25 protein-coding genes are annotated in these 23,237 nt (G+C 64.0%); 14 read left to right on the top strand and 11 right to left on the bottom strand.

Features of this window, described 5'->3' with window-relative positions; genetic code table 11:
* Nucleotides 1-3 precede the first annotated feature (3 nt).
* Nucleotides 4-1,101, bottom strand: coding sequence for a putative zinc-binding metallopeptidase (locus FJ490_RS09120; protein ID WP_140628278.1), 1,098 nt, complete (start codon nt 1,099-1,101; stop codon nt 4-6).
* 258 nt (nt 1,102-1,359) lie between these two features.
* Between FJ490_RS09120 and FJ490_RS09115 the strand changes: the two genes are divergently transcribed.
* Nucleotides 1,360-2,160 (top strand): lytic transglycosylase domain-containing protein, encoded by an 801-nt coding sequence (locus tag FJ490_RS09115; protein WP_140492175.1) that lies wholly within the window; start codon nt 1,360-1,362, stop codon nt 2,158-2,160.
* A 187-nt stretch (nt 2,161-2,347) separates the two neighbouring features.
* Here FJ490_RS09115 and FJ490_RS09110 read toward each other — a convergent pair whose 3' ends face one another.
* Nucleotides 2,348-3,571 carry an argininosuccinate synthase gene (locus FJ490_RS09110; RefSeq protein WP_140492178.1) on the bottom strand — a complete coding sequence of 408 codons (1,224 nt, stop codon included), beginning with the start codon at nt 3,569-3,571 and terminating at the stop codon, nt 2,348-2,350.
* 192 nt (nt 3,572-3,763) lie between these two features.
* Between FJ490_RS09110 and FJ490_RS09105 the strand changes: the two genes are divergently transcribed.
* The gene (locus FJ490_RS09105) at nt 3,764-4,405 is read left to right on the top strand and encodes a LysE family translocator (RefSeq protein ID WP_140728696.1); all 642 of its coding nucleotides are present in this window, start codon (nt 3,764-3,766) and stop codon (nt 4,403-4,405) included.
* Nucleotides 4,406-4,484: 79 nt separating this feature from the next.
* Here the strand turns inward: FJ490_RS09105 and FJ490_RS09100 are convergent, their stop codons facing one another.
* From FJ490_RS09100 to rlmN, 3 genes are read right to left on the bottom strand one after another with little or no spacing between them, the layout of a single operon-like run.
* Nucleotides 4,485-4,937, bottom strand: coding sequence for a hypothetical protein (locus FJ490_RS09100; protein WP_140728695.1), 453 nt, complete (start codon nt 4,935-4,937; stop codon nt 4,485-4,487).
* The gene (locus FJ490_RS09095; protein WP_140728694.1) at nt 4,934-5,344 is read right to left on the bottom strand and encodes a hypothetical protein; all 411 of its coding nucleotides are present in this window, start codon (nt 5,342-5,344) and stop codon (nt 4,934-4,936) included. Before FJ490_RS09095 ends, FJ490_RS09100 begins: the two co-directional genes overlap by 4 nt.
* A 35-nt stretch (nt 5,345-5,379) precedes the next feature.
* Entirely contained in the window at nt 5,380-6,615 is a 1,236-nt protein-coding gene (gene rlmN, locus FJ490_RS09090) for a 23S rRNA (adenine(2503)-C(2))-methyltransferase RlmN (protein WP_140728693.1), read from the bottom strand.
* 266 nt (nt 6,616-6,881) lie between these two features.
* Between rlmN and FJ490_RS09085 the strand changes: the two genes are divergently transcribed.
* Nucleotides 6,882-7,181, top strand: coding sequence for a hypothetical protein (locus FJ490_RS09085; RefSeq protein WP_140563905.1), 300 nt, complete (start codon nt 6,882-6,884; stop codon nt 7,179-7,181).
* Nucleotides 7,182-7,488: 307 nt separating this feature from the next.
* Entirely contained in the window at nt 7,489-8,844 is a 1,356-nt protein-coding gene (locus tag FJ490_RS09080; RefSeq protein WP_140728692.1) for a chloride channel protein, read from the top strand.
* A gap of 54 nt (nt 8,845-8,898) precedes the next feature.
* Here the strand turns inward: FJ490_RS09080 and FJ490_RS09075 are convergent, their stop codons facing one another.
* The 3 genes from FJ490_RS09075 to FJ490_RS09065 form a co-directional block, all read right to left on the bottom strand.
* Nucleotides 8,899-9,402 (bottom strand): invasion associated locus B family protein, encoded by a 504-nt coding sequence (locus FJ490_RS09075; protein WP_140492199.1) that lies wholly within the window; start codon nt 9,400-9,402, stop codon nt 8,899-8,901.
* A gap of 275 nt (nt 9,403-9,677) precedes the next feature.
* Entirely contained in the window at nt 9,678-10,040 is a 363-nt protein-coding gene (locus tag FJ490_RS09070; RefSeq protein ID WP_140554788.1) for a YkvA family protein, read from the bottom strand.
* Between the two features lie 426 nt (nt 10,041-10,466).
* The gene (locus FJ490_RS09065; protein ID WP_140554789.1) at nt 10,467-10,760 is read right to left on the bottom strand and encodes a 4a-hydroxytetrahydrobiopterin dehydratase; all 294 of its coding nucleotides are present in this window, start codon (nt 10,758-10,760) and stop codon (nt 10,467-10,469) included.
* Nucleotides 10,761-10,811: 51 nt separating this feature from the next.
* Here FJ490_RS09065 and FJ490_RS09060 point away from each other — a divergent pair, with 51 nt between their 5' ends.
* Nucleotides 10,812-11,330, top strand: a complete 519-nt coding sequence (locus FJ490_RS09060) for a low molecular weight protein-tyrosine-phosphatase (RefSeq protein ID WP_140492208.1) — start codon at nt 10,812-10,814, stop codon at nt 11,328-11,330.
* On the opposite strand, the gene thpR is transcribed toward FJ490_RS09060, so the two are convergent.
* Both thpR and FJ490_RS09050 read right to left on the bottom strand, forming a co-directional pair.
* The gene (gene thpR, locus FJ490_RS09055) at nt 11,234-11,830 is read right to left on the bottom strand and encodes an RNA 2',3'-cyclic phosphodiesterase (RefSeq protein ID WP_140559221.1); all 597 of its coding nucleotides are present in this window, start codon (nt 11,828-11,830) and stop codon (nt 11,234-11,236) included. The two genes, FJ490_RS09060 and thpR, sit on opposite strands and share 97 nt — an antisense overlap.
* Nucleotides 11,831-11,957: 127 nt before the next feature.
* Nucleotides 11,958-12,602, bottom strand: a complete 645-nt coding sequence (locus FJ490_RS09050) for an arylesterase (RefSeq protein ID WP_140728691.1) — start codon at nt 12,600-12,602, stop codon at nt 11,958-11,960.
* Nucleotides 12,603-12,685: 83 nt separating this feature from the next.
* Between FJ490_RS09050 and FJ490_RS09045 the strand changes: the two genes are divergently transcribed.
* The 4 genes from FJ490_RS09045 (at nt 12,686) to FJ490_RS09030 (ending at nt 17,637) form a co-directional block, all read left to right on the top strand.
* Nucleotides 12,686-13,381 (top strand): ABC transporter ATP-binding protein, encoded by a 696-nt coding sequence (locus tag FJ490_RS09045; RefSeq protein WP_140655007.1) that lies wholly within the window; start codon nt 12,686-12,688, stop codon nt 13,379-13,381.
* Nucleotides 13,381-15,930: an ABC transporter permease gene (locus FJ490_RS09040; protein ID WP_140728690.1), complete on the top strand. Its 2,550-nt coding sequence runs from the start codon at nt 13,381-13,383 to the stop codon at nt 15,928-15,930. The genes FJ490_RS09045 and FJ490_RS09040 overlap by 1 nt, the downstream gene beginning before the upstream one ends.
* Nucleotides 15,931-16,170: 240 nt before the next feature.
* The gene (locus tag FJ490_RS09035; protein ID WP_140492223.1) at nt 16,171-16,944 is read left to right on the top strand and encodes a Bax inhibitor-1/YccA family protein; all 774 of its coding nucleotides are present in this window, start codon (nt 16,171-16,173) and stop codon (nt 16,942-16,944) included.
* A 123-nt stretch (nt 16,945-17,067) separates the two neighbouring features.
* The gene (locus tag FJ490_RS09030; RefSeq protein WP_140728689.1) at nt 17,068-17,637 is read left to right on the top strand and encodes a GNAT family N-acetyltransferase; all 570 of its coding nucleotides are present in this window, start codon (nt 17,068-17,070) and stop codon (nt 17,635-17,637) included.
* Nucleotides 17,638-17,688: 51 nt separating this feature from the next.
* On the opposite strand, the gene FJ490_RS09025 is transcribed toward FJ490_RS09030, so the two are convergent.
* Nucleotides 17,689-18,075, bottom strand: a complete 387-nt coding sequence (locus FJ490_RS09025) for a DUF2794 domain-containing protein (RefSeq protein WP_140514020.1) — start codon at nt 18,073-18,075, stop codon at nt 17,689-17,691.
* A 535-nt stretch (nt 18,076-18,610) separates the two neighbouring features.
* On the opposite strand from FJ490_RS09025, the gene FJ490_RS09020 reads away from it, so the two are divergent.
* From FJ490_RS09020 to FJ490_RS09000, 5 genes are read left to right on the top strand one after another with little or no spacing between them, the layout of a single operon-like run.
* Nucleotides 18,611-19,273, top strand: coding sequence for an XRE family transcriptional regulator (locus tag FJ490_RS09020; protein ID WP_140492232.1), 663 nt, complete (start codon nt 18,611-18,613; stop codon nt 19,271-19,273).
* A 35-nt stretch (nt 19,274-19,308) separates the two neighbouring features.
* Nucleotides 19,309-20,379, top strand: coding sequence for an extracellular solute-binding protein (locus FJ490_RS09015; protein WP_181165196.1), 1,071 nt, complete (start codon nt 19,309-19,311; stop codon nt 20,377-20,379).
* Nucleotides 20,380-20,402: 23 nt separating this feature from the next.
* A complete protein-coding gene (locus tag FJ490_RS09010; protein ID WP_140728688.1) occupies nt 20,403-21,266 on the top strand; it encodes an ABC transporter permease in 864 nt (287 codons plus the stop codon).
* Entirely contained in the window at nt 21,266-22,063 is a 798-nt protein-coding gene (locus tag FJ490_RS09005) for an ABC transporter permease (protein WP_140728687.1), read from the top strand. Before FJ490_RS09010 ends, FJ490_RS09005 begins: the two co-directional genes overlap by 1 nt.
* On the top strand, nt 22,060-23,169 hold the full coding sequence (locus tag FJ490_RS09000; RefSeq protein ID WP_140728686.1) for an ABC transporter ATP-binding protein: 1,110 nt from the start codon (nt 22,060-22,062) through the stop codon (nt 23,167-23,169). Before FJ490_RS09005 ends, FJ490_RS09000 begins: the two co-directional genes overlap by 4 nt.
* Nucleotides 23,170-23,237: the final 68 nt, after the last annotated feature.

Here is a 23,237-nt window from a genome sequence, read left to right as displayed (position 1 = left end):
CAGCTAAAATGTTGAAGCCAACTCACGATTTGTTCCCGTTTCTTGCGGCAGGCCGGTCAGAAGGTCGTGAACGAAGGCCAGTTTGCGCGCCGCGACATCCGAGATGACGAAGGGGTAGAGGTCGGGCAGACCCATGCAGCGATTGATGGAATTGGAGGCTTCCGACAGCACCAGCCAGCGCGACAGGATCTTTTCGAACGGTTCGGGAGCGGGTGTCGGTTCGGACGGCGCTGGTTGTAGCATGCCCCCGGTGTCGCCCTGGGGCAATTCGTTGGCTTCCACCGTCTCCAGCCGGCCGAGCGGGAAGTTCAACGCATGGACCATTTCCAGCGTGTCGGTGATGTGCAGGTGGTGGGCCCAGCTTTCGGCCCAGTCCTCCCAGGGATGAGAGGTGGCATAGGGCGAGATGTGGCGTTGCTGCCAGTCGGGTGGGGCACCATTGGCGTAGTGGTTCTTCAATGCCTGCTCGTAGCCGGTGCGCTCGTCGCCGAACAGCGCGCGGAAGGCGTCAAGCCTTTGCGGATTGTCGCGGATCAGCCGGTCCCAGTAATAGTGGCCGAGCTCGTGGCGGAAATGGCCGAGCAAGGTGCGATAATTCTCGCCCATTTCAACGCGCCGCCTTTCGCGCTCGGCGGAGTCGGCTTCGGCGACGTTGAGGGTGATCAGGCCATTGTCGTGGCCGGTGAGGATACGCTCGCCGCCCGGGCCGCCGCCGATCGGATCGGCAAGGAAGTCGAAGGCAAGGCCGGCCTCGTCGGCGGGGTTCTGCTTGGGCGTCACCGGCAGTCCGAAAGCCAGCAGCGAATAGACCGCGCGCTTCTTCGCCGCCTCGACGCGTATCCAGCGGCGGCGGTTGCCGTCGACGGAGAGGTCCGGGATCAGCTGGTTGAGGGCGCAGGCGCGGCAGAAGGGCTGTCCCGGCTCGGCCATCCAGTTGCAGGCGCATTCGTCGGCATTGGCGCATGGGGAGCCGCCGTCGGCACCGGACAGGGCAAAGCGGGCGCGCTGCGGATCGTAGAGGACGGCACTGGAGCAGTTCAGACACCGGGCGTTCTCGAAATAGAGACGATGGCCGCAATGAGGACAGTCGAAGAGTTTCATCTCGGTCTCGGACCACGGAACAGGGGGAAGGCGCATCGTGCAAAAAACGCCGGCCGACAGACGTCGTTCCCCACTGTGACGTCATTGAGCAACATGGCGCAAGGATCGTCAGGCCATGGGTGGTTCTTGCCACAATATTTGCTTGATCGTAGGCAAATTCCCTTCCATTGGCCAGCTTGCGCGCGCGACAGTGACAAGTGCGCGTTTCACTGGCAAATTCCGGCCGGGACGTGATTCAGGCAACCAGGAGAGAACAACATGGCGTTTCTTGCCAAGGGTAAGATGTTTGCAGCGGCCACTGTGGTGGCGATGCTTGCGCTGGCGACGGGCGCGCAGGCGGCGGCCAGCTGTGGCAAGACCGGAGCCGGCTTCGATGCCTGGAAGCAGGACTTCGCAGCGGAGGCCAGGGCCGAGGGCGTGGGTTCGAGGGGGCTGGCCGCCCTGGCCGGCGCGACCTACGCGACCAGGACCATTTCCGCGGACCGCGCCATCCACAAGGCTTTCAGCGGCTCGGTGGAAGCCTTCATGAAGCGCCGCGGCGGGGCGGCGATCATTTCCAGGGGCCGGGCGCTGAAGAAATCGAATGCGGCGCTGTTCGACAAGATCGAAAGGACCTACGGCGTCTCGCCGGGCGTGCTGCTTGCCATCTGGGGCATGGAGACGGGCTTCGGCGCCTCTATGGGCAACCAGAACACGGTGTCCGCCATTTTGACGCTTGCCTATGACTGCCGCCGTCCGGACTATTTTCAGCCGCATGCCATTGCGGCCCTGAAGCTGGTCGATCGCGGAACGTTGACCGCCTCGTCGGTCGGGGCCATGCATGGCGAGATCGGCCATACGCAGTTCCTGCCCGGAAATGTCCTGAAATATGGAGTGGGCAGCGGAAACCTGCGCGATAAGAGCACCGCGCTGGCTTCCACGGCCAACTTCCTCAAGGCGCATGGCTGGCAGGCCGGCGCGAGCGCTCAGGCGAATATGGGTGCAATTGCCGGCTGGAACTCGGCGAGTGTCTATCAACAGGCCATCGCCCGTATCGCCACCGCAATCGATGGCGAGTAATCGTTAGGGCAGTTCACCGTTTCACGGAGACGGCGAACCGCTCTATGTCTTTGTTTTTTGCGCGATTCCCAAGGGAAAGCGCTACGCGCTTTTCCCGGGAAAACCGTACACACTTTTCCTGGAATTGCTTTTCAGCAGAAAGCCCGGCCGCGTTGCCGGGGTTCCTGTTCGCTGACTGGCAGAGTGGTCAGTCCCGGCGGTTGCGTGCGGCGAGCGTGCGCAGCCTCAGCGCATTGAGGCGGATGAAGCCGGCGGCGTCCTTCTGGTCGTAGGCGCCGCGGTCGTCCTCGAAGGTCACCAGCGCGTCGGAATAGAGCGTCTTCTTCGACTTGCGGCCGGTAACGATGACATTGCCCTTGTAGAGCTTCAGACGCACCGTACCTTCGACATCCTCCTGGCTCTTGTCGATCATCGTCTGCAGCATCAGCCGCTCGGGCGCGAACCAGAAGCCGTTGTAGATGAGTTCGGCGTAGCGCGGCATGAACTCGTCCTTGAGGTGGGCAGCTCCCCTGTCGAGCGTGATCGATTCGATGGCTCGGTGGGCAGCGATAAGGATGGTGCCGCCGGGGGTCTCGTAGACGCCGCGCGACTTCATGCCGACGAAGCGGTTCTCGACGAGGTCGAGCCGGCCGATGCCGTTGTCGCGGCCGAGATCGTTGAGGGCGGCGAGCATGGTTGCCGGCGACAGCTTCTTGCCGTCGAGCGCGACCGGATCGCCCTTCAGGAACTCGATCTCGATCTCGGTGACCTTGTCCGGCGCGTCCATGGGCGAGACGGTGCGCTGATGGACGAATTCCGGCGGCTCGCTCCACGGGTCCTCAAGCACCTTGCCCTCGGAAGAGGAATGCAGGAGATTGGCGTCGACCGAGAACGGCGCGTCACCCTTCTTGTCCTTCGGCACCGGAATCTGGTGCTGCTCGGCGAAGTTGATGAGGTCGGTGCGCGACTTGAACGACCAGTCGCGCCAGGGCGCGATGACCTTGATGTCGGGGTTGAGCGCATAGGCCGAAAGCTCGAAGCGCACCTGGTCATTGCCCTTGCCGGTGGCGCCGTGGGCGATCGCGTCGGCGCCGGTCTCCTTTGCGATCTCGACGAGGTGTTTCGAGATCAGCGGCCGGGCGATCGAGGTGCCGAGCAGATAGGTCCCTTCGTAGACGGCGTTGGCGCGGAACATCGGGAAGACGAAGTCGGCGACGAATTCCTCGCGCACGTCGACGATGCGGATGTCCTTGATGCCCATCATCTCGGCCTTGCGGCGCGCCGGCTCCAATTCGCCGCCTTGGCCGAGGTCGGCGGTGAAGGTGACGACCTCGGCGCCGAGTTCGGTCTGCAGCCATTTCAGGATAATGGATGTGTCGAGGCCGCCGGAATAGGCGAGCACGACCTTCTTGACGTCTTTTGTTTTCGACATTTGCTGTTTCCGCGACAAGAGTTCTCGGCCGGCGAGGTATCACGCCGTTTCCGGTCACTGCAAGGGATGAACGGGGCAAGGCGCGGAGAAACAGGCATCCGGGACAGCTGGATCATTCTTTCCGTCGCACAGCCGCTGGCAACGGCAGTAGCCATTCGTTATAGCAGCGTCTTTAGAGCCAACGGACTGCCCATGTCCTTCATTCCCAACACCGCAACGCTGATCCAGTTCGCCATCGCCACGTTCATCCTGGCGATCACGCCCGGACCGGACATGACGCTGTTCGTCTCGCGCACACTGAGCCAGGGCCGCGCCGCCGGCTTCGCCTCGATGGCGGGGGCGCTGTGCGGCACGCTGATCCACACCACCTTGGTGGTGGTCGGTGTCTCGGCGCTGATCGTCGCCTCGCCGATGGCCTTCTTCGTGCTGAAGATCTTCGGCGCCGGCTATCTCGTCTTCCTGGCCTGGCAGGCGATCACCAAGGGTTCGGCCTTCTCGCCGGAGAAGAAGACGGGCCCGCAAATCTCGCTGTTCCGGAGCTGGATGGTGGGGCTGGGCGTCAACCTGCTCAACCCGAAGATCATCCTGTTCTTCATGACCTTCCTGCCGCAATTCGTCTCCGCGCATGATCCGCACGCGCCGGGAAAGCTGTTCTTCCTCGGCGCCATGTTCGTGGTGCTCTCGACCCCGGTGACGACCCCGATGGTGCTGGCGGCGGAGAAATTCTCGGCGGCGATGAAGGCCAGCCCGCGCGTGACGCGGGTGGTCGACTATCTCTTCGCCGGCGTGTTTTCCGCGTTCGCGCTCAAAATCCTGACTGCCCAGGCGAAGTAGGATTTTGCTGTTCGCTGCTGATCTCTTCCGAACCGGAGGTCAGCAAAGCTCCCTGCTTACGCGGGCGCTCGGTTCGAGGTCAGGGTTCGGCTTTCCACCAGGTTCCGGCCCAGCGCCCGGCGCTGAGCCAATAGAAAATGCCCCCGACCATGCCGCCGCCGATGACGGCGGCCATGGCGCGCGGCTCGGTGATGGCGAATGGCGTATCGCCCATCTGGTCGGCGAAGCCGAGGAAGATGGCGGCGACGATCGCACCGGCCAGCGCATAGAACAGCCAATCGCGCCGGCCGAGAATCTCGGCGATCAGAATCACGAGGGCCGCCGGCATGAAGGCGAAATAGGCGGCAAACAGCGCGACGAAGGGGATCGAGAAATAGAGCGAGGCGGTCGCCGCCGGCTCCGCATGCGCCGGCGTGTAGCCGAGGGAGGCCAGGAACAGGACATTGAGGAACGCGCTGGCCGCCAGCGCGGCGACGGCATAGCCGAACAGGATGACGGCAAGGCGCACGATATAGGCGACGAGACGGGTCATTGCTGATCCCGGCGTAAGGGATGGCCGGACTTGCGCCCGGCCAGAAACCAGTAGACCGAACCGGCGGCAATGCCGGCGGTGGCCAGGAAGCCGAGAAAGCCCGGGTTGAAAACAAACCCTCCGGCCGAGCCCGGGACAAGAACCCCGAATGCGATGGACGTGATCGCGCCCGTGGCCGCGAAGTAGAACCACCCCCGAAGCGACAAGCGTTCGGCCATGAAGATCGCGGGGCCGACGATCAACAGCGCGCAGACCGCCACTGTCACTACCGCGAGCGGGAAGGAAACCAGCCAGTCGAACGCGAAAACGATGGACCAGTTGCCATATTCGAGCCCTTCCAGAAGAGCGATCAGCAGCACAGGCACGAGGATCGAGGTCAGCACGGCGGCGATATAGCCGACTGCCATGGTGACGAAGCGCTTGAGCCCGGCGACGAGACGCCTCACGCCTCGCCGTGCCCCGCGATCATCATGGCTTCCAGCGCCAGCCGGTCGACTTTGCGCATGCGCTCCGATTCCGACTTGAGCTGGCCGCAGGCGGCGAGAATGTCGCGGCCGCGCGGCGTGCGGATCGGCGAGGCGTAGCCGGCACTGTTTATGTAGTCGGCGAATTTCTCGATCGTCTCCCAGTCCGAGCACTGGTAGTTGGTGCCGGGCCAGGGGTTGAACGGGATCAGGTTGATCTTGGCCGGAATGCCCCTGAGCAGCTTGACCAGCGCCTTGGCGTCGTCGAGGGAATCGTTGACGTCCTTCAGCATCACATATTCGAAGGTAATGCGCCTGGCGTTCGACAGGCCAGGATAGGCGCGGCAGGCTGCGATCAACTCCTTGAGCGGATATTTCTTGTTGATCGGCACCAGAAGGTCGCGCAGATCGTCATTGGTGGCGTGCAGCGAGATGGCGAGCATGACGCCGATCTCCTCGCCGGTGCGGAAAATCTCCGGCACCACGCCTGAGGTCGACAGCGTGATGCGGCGCTTCGACAGCGAAAGGCCGTCGCCGTCGGAAGCAATCAGCAGCGCCTTCTTGACCGCCTCGAAATTGTAGAGCGGCTCGCCCATACCCATCATGACGATGTTGGACACTTTGCGGCCCTCGGCCGGCACGATGGCGCCGTCGGGCGTGTCGCGGTCGGGGAAATCGCCGAGCCGGTCGCGCGCGGTGAGCAACTGGGCGAGGATTTCCTCGGCAGTCAGGTTGCGCACCAGCTTCTGCGTGCCGGTGTGGCAGAAGGAGCAGGTCAGCGTGCAGCCGACCTGCGAGGAGATGCAGAGCGTGCCGCGGCCTTCCTCGGGGATGTAGACAGTCTCGATCTCGACCGGGCGGCCGGCGCCGCGCGGCGGGAAGCGGAACAGCCATTTGCGCGTGCCGTCGGCGGAGACCTGCTCCTCGACGATCTCGGGCCGCGCCACGGTGAAATGCTTGTCGAGTTCGGCGCGAAGATCCTTGGAGATGTTGAACATGCCGGCGAAATCGGAGACGCCGCGCACATACATCCAGTGCCAGAGCTGCTGTGCACGCATTTTTGCCTGGCGCTCCGGCACGATGCCGGACGCGACGAGCGCCTCGCCCAGTTCGGCGCGCGTCAGGCCGATCAGCGACGGCTTTTCCGGCTGTATCGCGCGGGCGCGCAACGCGTCGCGGGCGCCTTCGGCGGTGAGGTCGAATGAAAGGGTCATGGTTGCACTGATATAAGCGGTTTGCTGCCGATTTCATCCATCGGCCGGATATGAAGCGCGGCCCATAGCACAGCTTGGCGGCGGAGTCATGCGATGGCGAGGCGATCCGTGTGCCGACCGATTGACAGATGCGCCGGCCGGTCAGACCTGCGGTCCGTGCTTTTCGCCCGAAAACGGATCACTTGATCGTGTTGAAGTAACGGTTCTCACCGCGTGTTCGAACCCTGAATGGGGCAACCATGCCCTGACAAATGGGAGTACGCACGATGAACTCTATCAAGCTCGCCGTCATTGCCGGCTTCGTCGGCCTTTCAGCCTCGCAGGCATTTGCCGAAGACGCGATGGGCACAATGACCATGATGAAGGCAGGGCAAGTCACGGCAATCATGCCGGACGGGCATATGGGCACCATAACGCCGGACGCGAAAATGAGTGCCGAGATGATGAAGATGGCAAAGCCGATCAAGCATTGCATGATGATGATGACCGACTCCAAGGGCAAAGCCTTCATGATCGACACGTCGACCAAGAAGGCTCAGGCGGAATGCGAAAAAATGGCCATGTGAGGCCTGCCGTCGATCGATATTCCCGCCGGCTCGAAGGTCGGCGGGAGCCCATCCGAGCCTTGTTCCCGCAGACCACTCAGCACACGCAGGTCGAGATATCCACCTGTCGGTGTTGAGGGTGTCTCATGATCAATGCGGAGACGACGATCATTGCGCCGAACCGGCATAACTCATGGTTCCTTGTTCATGGTGCCAAACCGCAGCCATGGACTTTTGCTCCACGTCCGTCTTCCATTTCACGTTTGATGCGAACGCTTGATCGAGGCCATGCCTGTGTTAGGGCTGGGGCTCCGTCGAGAGGACACACATGGCCGGTACAGTGCGAAAATACCCCTTGCTGCGGCGTTCGCGCGCGATGTGGGGCTCTCGCCGGGTGTGGCAGCCGCGGCTGGTGTTCTGGGCCGGCGCGATCTGCATCGGCGTGATCAGCGTGCTGTTCGCGGTGCTCGCCGACAAGGCGCAGGCGCTGTTCCATGCCATGACCGGCGATGACGGCGGCTGGCGTTTCTATCTGCCGCTGGCGATCACGCCGCTCGGCTTCGTGCTGTGTGCCTGGCTGGCGCAAGCCTTCTTCCCGGGCTCGCAAGGCAGCGGCATTCCGCAGGCGATCGCGGCGCGGCATCTGCGCGACGACGACGACCGTGGCCACATCCTGTCGCTGAAGCTGGTCGCGGGCAAGATCGCGCTCACCCTGGTCGGCCTGTTCTGCGGCGCTTCGATCGGCCGTGAGGGACCGACCGTGCAGGTCGGCGCGTCGTTGATGCTGCAGGCGGCACGCTGGGGCGGCATGGCGCAGGCGCGCGGCCTGATCCTGGCCGGCTCCGCCGCAGGCATCGCAGCCGCCTTCAACACGCCGCTGGCCGGCATCGTCTTCGCCATCGAGGAAATGGGCCGCACCTACGAAGCGCGGACCAATGGACTGGTGCTGACGGCGGTGATCCTGGCCGGCATCGCCTCGCTCGGCCTGCTTGGCAACTACACCTATTTCGGCGTCTCGAAGGAGACAATCTCGTTTGCCGCCGAGTGGCCGCTTGTCATTGCCTGCGGCGTTATCGGCGGCGGCTTCGGCGCGCTGTTCTCGCTCCTGGCGCTGAAGGCGACGCGCCGGATCCGGCGCTGGAACACGGGGCAGCCCTTGCGGCGCGTCCTGCTGGTCGCCGCCATCTGCGGGCTCGGCGTGGCGGCGATCGGCATCGCCTCGGGCGGCCTGACCTTCGGCACCGGCTACGCGCAGGCGCGCGGCGCCGTTGAAGGCACGCCGCTGCCCTGGTTCTTCTTCGCCGAGAAGTTCCTTGCCGGGCTGCTGTCAATGGTCTCAGGCATTCCGGGCGGCATCTTTGCGCCTTCGCTTTCGGTCGGCGCCGGCATCGGCAGCTCGCTCGGCCTCGTCTTCGGCGCCAGCACGGGTGCGGCCGCGTTGCTCGGCATGGCCGGTTATTTCGCCGGCGTCGTGCAGGCGCCGATGACGGCCTTCGTCATCATCCTGGAGATGACCGGCAATCACGACAATGTCATCGCGCTGATGCTGGCCTCGATGCTGGGCTACGGCACGGCGCGCATGATCTCGCGCGAGCCGCTCTATCACGCGCTGTCGCGCGTCTTCATCGCGGAAGCCATCCGCCGGCGCAGGGCGGAGGCGGCGCCGGAACCAGGCCCGGCGTGAAGAACAAAGGCCGGACCCAGGGGGCCGGCCTCTCTGTTCAAAGCGAAATTTCGACTATTTGCAGTTGGCGATCGACGACAGCGCCGCCGAGATGCCTTTCAGCGAGAAGACGTAGGAGGTGGTGTTGCCGCGGCCGGACTTGGCCTGCACCTTCATGTCGGTGCCGGATTTCATGGCGGCGATCAGCACCGGCTCCTCGGCGGCGTTCTCGACCCAGGCCGACTTGCCGCGCGTGAACATCGAAAACGTCTTCTTGTCGATGGTGACGGTGGCCTTGGAGTTTTCCTGGAAGGTGTAGCCGGCGATGAATTGCGGCTCGTAGGACACCTGCTGGCCGGGCCGCTGGCTGACGAAGAAGAACATGTCGCCATGGTCGAGCGTCGGCGGCTGCTTGTCGGTCGGCACGGTGAGGACATAGCAGACCTTGCCGCCCGATGCCTGGTAGCTGTAGGTGCCCCAGGCATTGTGCTGGCCGATCTTGGTCGCCTGCTGCGCCATCGCCGGCGCTGCGAAGGCCACCAGGACCAGGCTCGAAACTGTAGCAATCAATCCGCGCATCGTTTTTCCCGTATTCCAAATGGTGCGGAGGCGGGCCGCGTGGCGTCCTGCCGTCGCTTCATTTTGATTTAATCTGGGTTACCAAACGGTGAATTACCTCTGAGAAAAGGACGCTCACCCCAGGAAACCGCCGCCGTCTTCGCGCCGCCGCCTTTCAAGCGGCTGGCGCGATGTCCCTTCGGCGACTTGGAGGGCATGAAAGCGGCAAGAGTTTGACTTTTCCACAAGCCCTCTGAACGCTGGTGTCCAGCGCGCGCGAAGGCCGGTTCCAGGGCTCAGCCCTTGTCCGATATGGCGTCCTTGGCGGCCTGCCGGTGCGCCGGCGTGATATGGGCGCTGACGGCGGTGATCGCGGCGGTGAGCACGGCGATATCGTCGGTGAAGCCGAGGCCGAGGATGAAGTCGGGGACCATATCCACCGGCAGGACGAAATAACCGAGTGCCGCCACCAGGATGCCTTTTGCGCGCAGCGGCGTGTTCTTGTCCATGGCGCAGTAATAGGCCGCGACGACATCTTCCATGAACGGGATCTGCCGCGCGGCCCTCTTGGCCGTGCGCCAGAATTTCTCGCGCACCTCGCCCTCACCGCCCAGCCTGTCGCCAAAGCCGAAGAAATCAAAACCGGATTTTTGCGCCATCAATTTCTCCTTGCGGGCTCATGCGCTTGCCTGCGCATGGCCGCGGGGCAAAATGTGGTGAAACCCGACGCTTGCTGCAAGAGCTTGGGAGATCGCTGGCCTGAAAATCGGATCAGTCTTTACCGTGCTGTCCTGCGGATCAGGTGATGCCGGCCTAGCGGACACTCCGCTGGCAGTCGTCCTCCCTTGGAGTTCGGCGGCAAACGCCCCTCCCGTCGTCATTCTAGGGCGAAGCAAGGAGCGAAGCGACGCGGCGCAGACCCTAGAATCCATGCCGCGACTCAAGAGCGACGCAGCGGTGCTGAATTCTGCTCGACTGCACCCCTTGGTCAACGTCGCGGCATGGATCCTCGGGTCTGCGCGTCCGCTTCGCTCCCGCTCCGCCCGTGGCTGACGAAGCCGGGGTTGCCGCACCTATGAATTACCCTAGCCAGCAAAGCGGTCCATTTTCTTCGCCAACTCGATGTCAAGCGCCGTGACTCCGCCGGCATCGTGCGTGTTCAGCGTCACGTCGACGGTTTTGTAGACATTCGACCAGTCGGGATGATGGTCCATCTTCTCGGCCGCAAGCGCGACGCGGGTCATGAAGGCGAAGGCTTCGGAGAAATTCCTGAAGGTGAACGTCCGTTTGATGGAAGCGCCATCCGCAGCCAGCGACCAGCCTTCGAGGTCTGTCAGCGCCGCGACGATGGCTTCCTTGCCAAGTTTCTCTCTCGTCATGTCCGGTTCCTGTGCTATTTCGAAGATGACTTTCACCATAGCGCCGGATCGATGAGCACGAAGCCCATAAAATCCATTCTGTTCGTCTGCCTGGGCAACATCTGCCGCTCGCCGCTGGCGGAAGGCGTGCTTCGTTCCGTGCTGACGGAACGTGGACTGGGCCGGGACATAGTGCTCGATTCAGCCGCAACCAGCGACTGGGAGGCGGGCTCCGCCCCCGATCGGCGTTCGATCGCCATCGCGTCGCGCCACGGCATCGACATATCGGAACTGCGGGCACGCAAGATCGCGCCCGAGGATTTCTCGCGTTTCGACCTGATCTTCGGCATGGACAGGTCGAACGTCGCCGACCTGAAGACGCTGGCGCCCGCCGGCGTGCGCGACCGCATCCACCTGTTCCTGGAATTTGCGCAGGGAAAGGCGCGAGACGTGCCGGATCCCTATCACGACGGCGAGGAAGCCTTCGCCGAGGTCTACCGCATGATCCGCGAAGCGTCGGAGGCGCTGGCGACGCGGCTTGCCGCGCGCGTATCGGCGCCCGACAGCGGCCAGGCTTCCTCGACGATGTAGGGGCCGCCGCCGACCGAATCGCGCGACGACATCAAGACGAACCGGCTGATGCGGAACGGCAATGTCGAAAAATTGCCGCGCGCCGAAAGATATTGGGCGACGTCCAGCGGGCTCGAATTGCGCAGGCGGGCCAGTGTGACATGCGGCATGAACTTGCGCGGATCGGCCGGAATGCCGAGCCGCTGGCAGATGCGCTCGATTTCAGCCTGAAGCGCCGAGAGATCCGGCGAGGCAGAGACCCCGGCCCATACGGCATGGGGTTTCCTCTGGCCGAAAGCGCCGACGCCCGCCAGCGTCAGCGGGAAGGAGGGGCGGTGGACGCGGTCGAGCGCGTTGGCGATCTCGTCGGCGACATGGCCTTCGACATCGCCGATGAAGCGCAGCGTCAGATGATAGTTCTCGACGTCGATCCAGCGGGCCCCGGGCAGGCCGCCCCTGAGCAGGGACAGCGAAAGGGCGGCGTCACGCGGAATTTCGAGGGCGGTGAAAAGACGCGGCATGAAGAGCCTCCCTTCCTCGAATCGAACTGTGCCCCCAGCGAATCATCGATAATCAAGCGGGGCAAGAGGTTTGTTGGTCACAGGTCTCGTCAAAAAGATTTCCCCAACGGAAAGGGCCTATCCCGTCTTACGATCCTCCCGGCACCGCCGCGATGGCCTTCTCGACCGCAGGCAGGATGCGCTCGACCATCTGGGCGACCCCCTTGGCGTTCGGATGCAAGCCATCCTCAAGCTGCAGGGCGGACTGGCCGGCTACGCCGTCGAGAAAGAACGGGTACAAGGTAACGCCGTATTTTGCAGCCAGTTCCGGGAAGATGGCGTCGAAGGCGTTCTGATAGTCGGCGCCGAGATTGGGCGCTGCGCGCATGCCGGCCAGCAGAACGGCGACCTTGCGCTCTTTCAACTTGGCCAGCATCGTATCCAGGTTCTTGCGGGTGATGTCGGGCGAAACGCCGCGCAGCATGTCGTTGGCGCCGAGTTCGAGGATGACAAGCTGCGTGCCGTCCGGCACCGACCAGTCGAGCCGCGCCAGCCCGCCGCTGGAGGTGTCGCCGGAAACGCCGGCATTGGCGACGGTTACATCCCTGCCCCTGGCGCGCAGCGCCGCCTGCAGCCTGTCGGTAAAACCCTCGTCGGGTCCGAGGCCGTAGCCGGCCATCAGGCTGTCACCGAAACCGACGATCTTGAAAGGCTCGGCGCGTGCCGACGAAATGGCGCCGCAAATGGCGAGGAAAACGATCAGGCCTGCGGCAATTCTGCGTTGGAAAGACATGCGGCAGGTCCCATATGACAGAGAATTCTTCCGGCGACGGCCCGGCAGGCGAAGCCCTCATCTCCATATAGGACGCTTTCATTTTGACAGAAGCCGTCATCGAGCTGAAAGACGTATCGCTGACATTGGGCGAAGGCGCCTCGTCCGTCCATGTGCTGAAGGGCGTCAGCCTCGATGTGGCGCGCGGCGAGGCGACCGGCATCGTCGGGCCGTCGGGGTCGGGCAAGTCGACGCTGCTCATGGTTCTCGCCGGTCTGGAAAGGGTCGATTCGGGCACGGTACGAATCGCCGGCGAGCTGCTCAACGGCAAGAGCGAGGATCAGATCGCATCGTTTCGGGGGCGAAACATCGGCATCGTGTTCCAGTCCTTCCATCTCATCCCCAATATGACGGCGCTCGAAAATGTCGCCGTGCCGCTGGAGCTGGCCGGCCATGCCGATCCGTTCTCGGTGGCGGAACGCGAGCTGGCGGCCGTGGGTTTGAGCGACCGCGTCACGCACTATCCCGGCGAACTTTCGGGCGGCGAGCAGCAGCGCGTCGCGATGGCCCGGGCGCTGGCGCCGTCGCCGCGCATCCTCATCGCCGACGAGCCGACCGGCAATCTCGACCAGGCGACCGGCAAGCAGGTCGCCGACCTTTTGTTCGCCAAGGCGGCCGAGCGCGGCATGACGCTGGTGCTGGTCACGCATGATCAGGCGCTCGCGGCGCGCTGTTCGCGCCAGGTCTCCATGCGCTCCGGCAGGATCGAGGCACCGGCGCCGACCAAGGCCATCGCCTGATGTCACCGGCGCGGACGTTGAAGCTCGCCGTCCGCTTCTCCTTGCGCGAGATGCGCGGCGGCCTGTCCGGTTTTCTGATTTTTCTTGCCTGCATCGCGCTCGGCGTCGCGGCGATCGGCGGCGTGAATTCCGTGGCCCGCTCGATCAGTGGCGGCGTTGCCAACCAGGGCCAGACGCTGCTTGGCGGCGATCTGCGCTTCCAGCTTAACCAGCGCGACGCAAGCGAAGCCGAACGCGGCTTCCTCGATGGGCTGGGCACGGTGTCGAGAACCGCCAGCATGCGCTCGATGGCGCGGCTTGCCGACGGCTCCGATCAGGCGCTGGTCGAGGCCAAGGCCGTCGACGAGGCCTATCCGCTTTACGGTGCGCTGGAAACCGAGCCGGCGCTGACGAAGCAGGAACTGTTCGGCGAGCAGTTCGGTGTTTTCGGCGCGGCCGCGCCCGACTTGCTGTTCGAGCGGCTGCATGTGAAGCTCGGCGATCGGCTGAAGCTCGGAACCGCCACCTTCGAACTGCGCGCCAGGCTGGTCACCGAGCCCGATGCCGTGTCCGAAGGTTTCGGTTTCGCGCCGCGCCTGATGATCTCGACCGAGGGCCTGGTCGCGACAGGGCTGGTTCAGCCGGGCAGCCTCGTCGAGAATTCCTACAAGATCCGGCTGGCCCCCGACGCCGACGAGGCGCGGCTCAAGGCCATCCAGGACAAGGCTGCCAAGGATTTCCCGGAGTCCGGCTGGTCGATCCGCACGCGCAGCAATGCGGCCCCGGCGCTCTCTTCCAACATCGAACGCTTTTCGCAATTCCTGACTTTGGTCGGGCTGACGGCGCTGGTGGTCGGCGGCGTCGGCGTCGCCAACGCGGTGCGCGCCTATCTCGACGGCAAGCGCGGCGTCATCGCCACCTTCAAGAGCCTGGGCGCATCGGGCGGCTTCGTCTTTGCCGTTTACCTCGTGCAGATCCTGATGATCGCGGCCCTCGGCATCGCCGCCGGTCTGGTGCTCGGTGCGCTGATGCCCTTCGCCGCGAGCGCCGCGCTTCAGTCGGTCATTCCGGTGCCGGCGCAAGGCGGCTTTTATCCCGGCGCGCTCGGCATGGCGGCGCTGTTCGGATTGCTGGTGACGCTGGCCTTCGCGCTGCTGCCGCTCGGTCGCGCCCGCGATGTGCCGGCGACCGCGCTGTTCCGCGAGATGGGACTGGAAGGCCGCGGTTTTCCACGCGCTATCTATGTCGTTTCGGCGCTCGGCATCGCAGTGCTTCTTGCAGCGCTCGCCATCCTGTTTTCGGGCGACCAGCGCATCGCTTCGATCTTCGTCGGGGCCACCATCTTCGCCTTCCTGGTGCTGCGCCTGGTCGGTGCGCTGGTGCAATGGGCGGCAAGGAAGAGCCCGCGCGTGCGCTTCGTGGCGCTCAGGCTCGCCGTCGGCAACATCCATCGGCCAGGCGCGCTGACGCCGTCGGTGGTGCTGTCGCTGGGGCTTGGCCTGACGCTGCTGGTGACGCTGGCGCTGATCGACGGCAATCTGCGGCGGCAGATCTCCGGCAGCCTGCCTGAGCGGGCGCCGAACTTCTTCTTCGTCGATATCCAGAGCAGCGATGTCGACGGCTTCTCCAGTCTGATCAGCAAGGAGGCCCCGCAGGGGACGCTGGCCAAGGTGCCGATGCTGCGCGGCCGGGTGATGGCGCTCAACGGCGTCGCCGTCGACAAGGTCAAGGTGCCGGCGGAGGGCGCCTGGGTGCTGCGCGGCGACCGCGGCCTGACTTATGAGGCCAAGCAGCCGGACAACGCGACGCTGACCGAGGGGAACTGGTGGCCGGCCGATTATACCGGCGAGCCGCTCGTCTCGTTTTCCGACAAGGAAGGCAAGGAAATCGGGCTGAAGCTCGGCGATACCGTCACCGCCAACGTGCTCGGCCGCAATGTCACGGCCAGGATCGCCAATTTCCGCCAGGTCGAATGGGAGACGATGGGCATCAACTTCGTCATGGTGTTCTCGCCCAACACATTTGCCGGCGCGCCGCATGGCTGGGTGGCGACGCTGACCGAAAAGAGCGCCACCGCGGCTGATGACGCCCGCATCCTCAATGCCGTCACCCGCGCCTTCCCGGCAGTCACTACGGTCCGCGTCAAGGACGCGCTCGACATCGTCAACCGTCTGGTCGGACAGCTCGGCGCGGCGATCAGGGCGGCGGCCGGCGTGGCACTGATCGCGTCGGTGCTTGTGCTGGCCGGCGCACTCGCCGCCGGCAACCGGGCGCGCATCCATGACGCGGTGGTGCTGAAGACGCTCGGTGCGACGCGGCTGACGCTGATATCGGCCTTCTCGCTCGAATACATGCTGATCGGCCTCGCCACGGCGGTCTTCGCGCTCGCCGCCGGCAGTGCCGCCGCATGGTTCGTCGTCGCCCGCATCATGACATTGCCGTCGCATTTCATGCCGGAAGTGGCGGTGGCGACCATTCTCTTTGCGCTGGTCATCACCGTCGGCATCGGTCTCGCCGGCACCTGGCGGGTGCTCGGCCACAAGGCAGCGCCCGTGCTGCGAAACCTCTGAGTCCGCATCGGTTCCACCCCGCCGACGGCCGGCATTTGGTTAAATCGACGTAATGTTTCGCGGCCAAAGGGCTGGAAAACCGCGCCATGCGTGCCTCACGAAGCATTACACCCGGTTACGGTCTTGTTCTTGACGCGAATAACCATCATATTTCGCCGCAGGCATGCTGGAGTCCCGCCAGCGGCGCCTGGGTCCGGGTGGACCCGACACCGGACGGGGCAGAAGCAATAGAGGACCACAATGGCTGAACCCATTCGCAACTATCAGACGCGCGCCGTGCCCGGCGCCGCCGTCGACATCGATCAGGGCCTGCGCGCCTATATGATCAAGGTCTACAATTTGATGGGGCTTGGTCTCCTCATCACTGGTCTTGCCGCCGTCGGCACGATCATGCTGGCCACAACCACCGATCCGGCCTCGGCTGTCGCGACGCTGCCGAGCGGTGAGATGCTGACCTCGTTCGGCTACGCGATCTTCGGCTCGCCGCTGCGCTGGCTGGTGATGCTGGCCCCGCTGGCCGCCGTTCTGTTCCTGTCGTTCCGCGTCCAGTCGATGAGCGTGTCGGCGGCGCAGACGACGTTCTGGGTCTATGCGGGCCTGGTCGGCCTGTCGCTGTCGTCGATCTTCCTGGTCTACACCACCGCCAGCATCTCGCAGACCTTCTTCGCCACCGCCGCGGCCTTCGGCGCGCTGTCGCTGTTCGGTTACACGACCAAGCGCGACCTGACGGCGATGGGCTCGTTCCTGATCATGGGCGTGTTCGGCATCATCATCGCGATGGTGATCAACATCTTCCTGCAGTCGTCGGCGCTATCCTTCGCCGTCTCGGCGATCGGCGTGCTGGTCTTCGCCGGCCTCACCGCCTACGACACGCAGAAGATCAAGGAGATGTATTTCGAGGGCGACGCCTCCGACGTTGCCGGCCGCAAGGCCATCATGGGCGCGCTGACGCTCTATCTCGACTTCATCAACCTGTTCATGTTCCTGCTCCAGTTCATGGGCGACCGCCGCTAAGGGCTGGTCCGCGTCATGGTCTGACTGGACCATCGGGTTTGGAGGGGCGGCCCAACGGCCGCCCTTTTCTTTTGCGCCGACCTTTGCTGTTATTGCAGGCAGACAAAGAGGCCTGCATAAAGAATGAGCACTATCGTTATACGGGCCGCGCGCGCGGCCGACCTCGACACCATTACGCAAATCTATGCCGACGCTGTGACCCGCGGCACGGCGAGCTACGAGCTGGAGCCGCCAGGTCGCGCCGAAATGGGCACGCGATTCGACACGCTCCAGGCCGGCGGCTTCCCTTACCTTGTGGCGGAAAAGGATGGCGCCGTGCTCGGCTATGCCTATGCCGGTCCCTTCCGGCCGCGCCCGGCCTATCGCTTTGTCGTCGAGGACTCCGTCTATGTCGCGCCTGATGCCAAGGGCCAGGGTGTCGGCCTCAAACTGATGCAAAGCCTGATCGCGGCCGCCGAGGCTGCGGGCTTTCGCCAGATCGTCGCGGTGATCGGCGATGGCCATCCCGACAGCGCTTCCGTCAAGCTGCACGAAAAGCTCGGCTTTCGTCATTCCGGCCGCCTCGAAGGCTCCGGCTACAAGCACGGCCGCTGGCTGGACACGGTGTTCATGCAACTGGCGCTGAACGGCGGGGCATCCGCCCCGCCAGATCCGGAATCATTGCCGGAACGGAAATTCCACCAAGAAAAATAAGGGCTTAGATGAGCGCCAAGACTGAGGTCAACCGAGCAATTGCGCCGCGGTTCAGGCCTCGACCAGCTTCAGCTTGCTGTCGAAGACGCCGAGCACACGGCCAAGCTCCTGCCCGCGCTTGAGGATGCGGCCGCCCGCGGCGATGACGGCGAAGGCGCCTTGTTTGCGTGCCAGCTTCGGGTCCTTGACGATCTGGAACAGCGGCACCTCGCTGGCCCGGCGGAACACCGAAAACACGGCCCTGTCGGTGAGATGATCGATAGCGTAGTCGCGCCATTCATTGGCGGCGACCATGCGCCCGTAGAGTTTCAGGATCTGGTCCAGTTCGCGCCGCTCGAAGCGCACCGGCTGGTCGAGGCGCGCACGGCGTGCCTCGTGGAGCGGGATCAGTATTGCGGATGCGTCGCCATCCTCCGTCCCGCCGCCGTGATCGGTCATGCCTCGATCCTTCAAAAATGAATCTTTGCCAACCAAAGTTGACGCTTTCGCTATCGAATTGCAAGTGCCGGCGAAGCGGTGCGGACCCGCGCCATTTCCGTCGCGTCCAGTCACGTTTGCAAACGACATGTTGGAATTGGTGATGCTCCGCCACATTCTCGCCATTTTTTATCCGCGCTCATGCCCCAATGTCCGACGAATTTACCGGCGTTGCCTGAGACGGTTCGGTCCGGCACCGGCTCGTAAACCCCAAGCCCCCCGCCCACGGGTCTGCGTCGGATCGAACCAACCTCGGTTTTTCCTCGGAAAGACCGGGTGCGACGATCCCAAAACCTAAATGACCGACGTCAGAAGCAAGCTGACGTCGGTTTTTTCATGCCTGGATCGCCGCTAAGGTGGATTTCCCGCCATATGGACGGTTTCAGCCCGATCCGGTGCGACCGGCAGGATCGATGCGGCCGAAATCTTGGCATGCCGTCCGCGCTTGCCAACGCCATCGCCACTTAATAAGGTGTTAAGTGAAACGGGAGCGGCAATGCCACGCGTATCGGACTCCACGGCGAAAGAGGTGAATGGCACGGTCGCGGCCACCCCTGAGGCCGGCGGCGTCGGTCCCCGCATCAAGGCGCTGCGCATGGCAAGGCGCGTCTCGCTGCGCCGGTTGGCCGATATGACCGGCACGACGGCGAGCTTCATCAGCCAGCTCGAGCGCAATCTGTGCGGCGCCAACACAGGCACGCTGCTCAGGATCGCCGCCGCTCTCGATCTCGGCATCAACGACCTGTTCGAGGGCAGCAGCCGTCCGTTGCACAAGGTGCTGAGGCGCGAGGAACGGCCTGTCGTTCCCGTCGGCGTGCGAGGCCGCAAGATGCTTTTGTCGCGGCGGCCGATCCATCAGTTCGAGGTTTATGCGGGGCATTTCGAGGTCGGCGGCTCGACCGGCGACGACGCCTATGTGCATGGCGGCGAGCATGAGATGTTCATGGTGCTCAAGGGAACCGTCGAACTGACGCTTGCCGACGAGCGCCATCTGATGCGCGAAGGCGACAGTGTTGAATACGCGACTTCGGTGCCGCACCGCACGGTCAATGTCGGCGACACGCCGGCGGAGGTGCTCTGGATCATCGCGCCGCCGACCGCCGGCGCGCTGGAACTCGATCAGTACAGGCCCGGAAACCGCTCGCATCCGGGTGAATGAGAACAAATGCGAGCTCTGGAATGGGAGAGTTGAACATGAGAGTGAAATTTGCACATGCGGCGTGCCTGGGCGTGCTTCTGGCGGCGACGGCCGCGCTCGCGCAATCGAAGCCGGTTGCCGGAGAGGTGGCCGAAGGCTCGCTGAAGGGCAAGACGCTAACCTTCGTGTCCTATGGCGGCATCTACCAGGACGGCCAGGCGGCGGCGCTCAAGGAGTTCGTGGACAAGTCGGGCGTCAAGCTGCTCAATGACGGCCCGACCGAGATCGCCAAGCTGCAGGCGCAGGTCGAGTCCGGCAATGTGACATGGGACGTTGTCGATACCGACGATCTGCCGCCTTATGTCTATTGCGGCAAACTGTTCCAGAAGCTGGACTTCACCAAACTCGACGTCTCGAAAATTCCCGAGGGCCAGGTCGGCGAGTGCTCGGTGCCGGCGATGAACTACGGCGTCGTGCTGATGTACAACACCGAAAAGTACAAGGACAATCCGCCCAAGAGCTGGGCCGACTTCTTCGACACGCAGAAATTCCCCGGCGTGCGCGGAATCGACGGCTCCGGCAGCCCGACCGGTGGCTTGCTGGAACAGGCGTTCAAGGTTGCCGGCGGGGACCCCAAGGCGATGACGGTGGCCGATATCGACAAGGCCATCGATGTGGTTCGCAAGCTCGGCCCGGATACCATCTTCTGGAAGACGGGTGCAGAATCGCAGCAACTCGCCGAATCCGGCGAGGCCGACATGCTGATGATGTGGACAGGCCGCGCCATGACCGCCGTCAAGAACGGCGCCAAATACGCACCGGCCTGGCAGGACTGGCTGGTGGTGATGGATCAGATGACGATCCCCGTCGGCGCCAAGGACACGGAGGCATCCTACGCGCTGCTCAACGCCTATCTTGGCAAGCACGCGCAGGAGGTGTTGACGGAGCAAACGTCTTACACGCCGATCAACAGTGAAGCGCAGCCCAAGGTCGACGCTTCCGTCTCCGCTTTCCTGACCAACACCCCCGAACGCCAGAAGCAGGGCTATAAGCAGAACTTCAAGTTCTGGGTCCCGAATTTCGCGGTGGCGCAGGAGAAGTGGTCCGCGCTGATGTCCGGCAACTGACCGGCTGTGGGAGACCAAAAGCCGTGAGCGCGTCCCAACCAACCATTCCGGCCGCCGAAAGGCGCCGGGCATGGCGGCCGTTCGCGCTCGCGCTGCCGGCGCTGGTCCTGCTCTTCGCGGTGATTGGCTATCCGCTGCTCACCATCGTCGTGCGCAGCCTGTCGGAGCCGCAGTGGGGCCTACAGAACTATATCTGGTTCTTCGGCGCGCCCATCAACCTAGCCGTGCTCCGGCGGACCTTCCTCATTTCAGCATGGGTCACGCTGGTCTGCGTGGTTTGCGCCTATCCCTATGCCTATCTGATGACCGCGGTCCGACCACGCGTGCGCTTGGTGCTGCTGCTATGTGTGCTGATCCCGTTTTGGGTGAGCGGCGTGGTACGCACTTTGTCCTGGGTGATACTGCTGCAGGATTCGGGGGTCATCAACTCGATCCTGCGGGCGCTCGGGTTCGGCGGCATCAGGCTGATCCGCACCCAGACGGGCGTGGTCATTGGCATGGCGCAGGTGCTTTTGCCTTTCATGATCCTGCCGCTCTATTCGGTCATGAAAGGCATCGACCTCAGGCTGGTGCAAGCCGCGCGGAGCCTCGGGGCAAGACCCTCGCGCGCGTTCCTCACGGTGTATCTGCCGCTGTCGCTGCCTGGCGTCTATGCCGGCGCGATCATCGTCTTCATCCTGGCGCTCGGCTTCTACATCACGCCGGCCCTGCTCGGCGGACCGCGCTCGACGATGCTGTCCACGCTGGTTCAGACACAGGTGCTCAGCCTCCTGCAATGGGGCAGGGGCGGCGCCATGGGCGTGGTTCTGCTGGTCACGACCTTCGTGCTGCTGGCGCTTGCCGCGCCCGTGATGCGGTCCAGCCATCGGCAAGCGGGGCGGCCCTGATGGAGATGAAGCCGCTTACCCGCGTCGTGCTGGGCCTTGTCTGCCTGCTGGTAGCCATATGGTTGGTGGCACCGACGCTCGTCGTGGTGCCGATGTCATTCAACGAGAACAAATCGCTGGCATTTCCACCCCAGGGCTTCTCCTGGCAATGGTACGAAAATTTCGTCACCAATCCGGATTGGTCGACCAGCTTCCTCAACTCACTGAAGGTCGCATCGATCGTTGCGGTTCTGGCAACGGTGCTCGGCACCCTTGCCGCCTTCGGCCTCGACCGCATGCAGGCGCGGCCGGCAAACCTCCTGCGCATGCTGATGCTGACGCCGATGGTGGTGCCGGGCGTGGTCCTGGCCATCGGCATCTACGCCGTCTATCTCGACACGCGGCTTGTCGGCACACTGCTCGGCTTCGTTCTGGCCCACACCATCCTTGCGCTGCCTTTCGTGTTGATCGCCGTTTCGGCCAATCTCGAAGTGTTCGACAAGCGGCTGGAGACAGCCGCGGCGAGCCTGGGCGCAGGTTCGCTCACCACGTTCCGCACGGTGACGCTGCCGCTGATTGCCCCCGGGGTACTGTCAGGCCTGCTGTTCGCCTTCGCCACCTCCTTCGACGAGATCGTCGTGTCGCTGTTCATCACCAATCCCTATCTCAAGACGTTGCCGGTGCAGATCTTCGCTTCCATCACGCGCGACGCCGACCCGACGGTCGCGGCCGTCGGCACGATCCTCTTGTGCGCAACGACACTGCTGATCGGCGGCGGCATGCTGCTTCTTGGCCGTGAGCGGAAGGGAGACTTATGAATCGGAAGGCGGAAAATCATGGTGCGGCGATCGACCTGGAGTCGGTAAGCAAGGCCTATGGTTCCTTCAAGGCGCTCGACGGCGTGTCGCTGCGAATCGAGCCGGGTGAATTCATGACGCTGCTCGGCCCGAGCGGCTCAGGCAAGACGACGACGCTGAACGTGATCGCCGGCTTTACCGACCTGACCAGCGGCAAGCTGCTGGTCGGGGAAAAGAGCGTGGTCGGCGTGCCGGCGCACAAGCGCAACATCGGCGTGGTCTTCCAGCATTATGCACTGTTCCCGCACATGACGGTCGGCCGCAATGTCGCTTATCCGCTGAAGCTGCGCGGCGTCACCGGGGCAGAACGCGAACGCCGCGTCCGCCACGCGCTCGACATGGTCAAGATGGCCGATTTCGGCCACCGCTTTCCGAGCGAGCTTTCGGGCGGCCAGCAGCAGCGCGTGGCGCTGGCCCGCGCCATCGTCTTCGATCCGCCGCTGCTGCTGATGGACGAGCCGCTCGGCGCGCTGGACAAGAAACTGCGCGAATGGCTGCAGCTCGAGATCAAGCGCATCCACCGCGAACTCGGCACCACCTTCGTCTATGTGACGCACGACCAGGAGGAGGCGTTGGTGCTCTCCGACCGCATCGCCGTGTTCAACCGCGGCGGCATCGAGCAGATCGGCACCGGCCGCGAACTCTACGACGAGCCGGCGACGCTTTTCGTCGGCAAGTTCATTGGCGATTCTACCGTGCTGCGCGGCCCCGCCGCCACTTCCGGCAACGAGACGGCGATCGAGATATCAGGCCAGAGAGTGGCGACCGCCAAGCGTCTCGCCAATGGCGGCAAGCCGGTGATGCTGCTGCGTCCCGAAAAGCTGGCGCTTGCGCGTCGCGGCGGCGGGGATGGCCGCAACCGGCTCGCCGGGCGTATCGGCGAGGCCATCTATCTCGGCTCCGGCTCCAAATACGAGGTGGAGCTCGCCGACGGCTCGAAAGCCATCGTGCGCTCGACGCTCGAGGCGGACACTTTTGCCATTGGAGACGAGGTCGACGTGCTCTTCGCCGGCGGCGACGTGAAGCTGCTCGCCGATGACGACAAGGCCGACCTGACCCTTACCTGAAACAGAGCGGCCTCGCCTTTCCATGGAAAACGACGAGGCCGCCTCCTCTCTTGGTTTTTAACGCAGTT

This window comes from Mesorhizobium sp. B2-5-11 (genome assembly GCF_006440835.1).
Lineage (GTDB): Bacteria > Pseudomonadota > Alphaproteobacteria > Rhizobiales > Rhizobiaceae > Mesorhizobium.
This window is presented reverse-complemented; position numbering and strand designations above follow the sequence as displayed.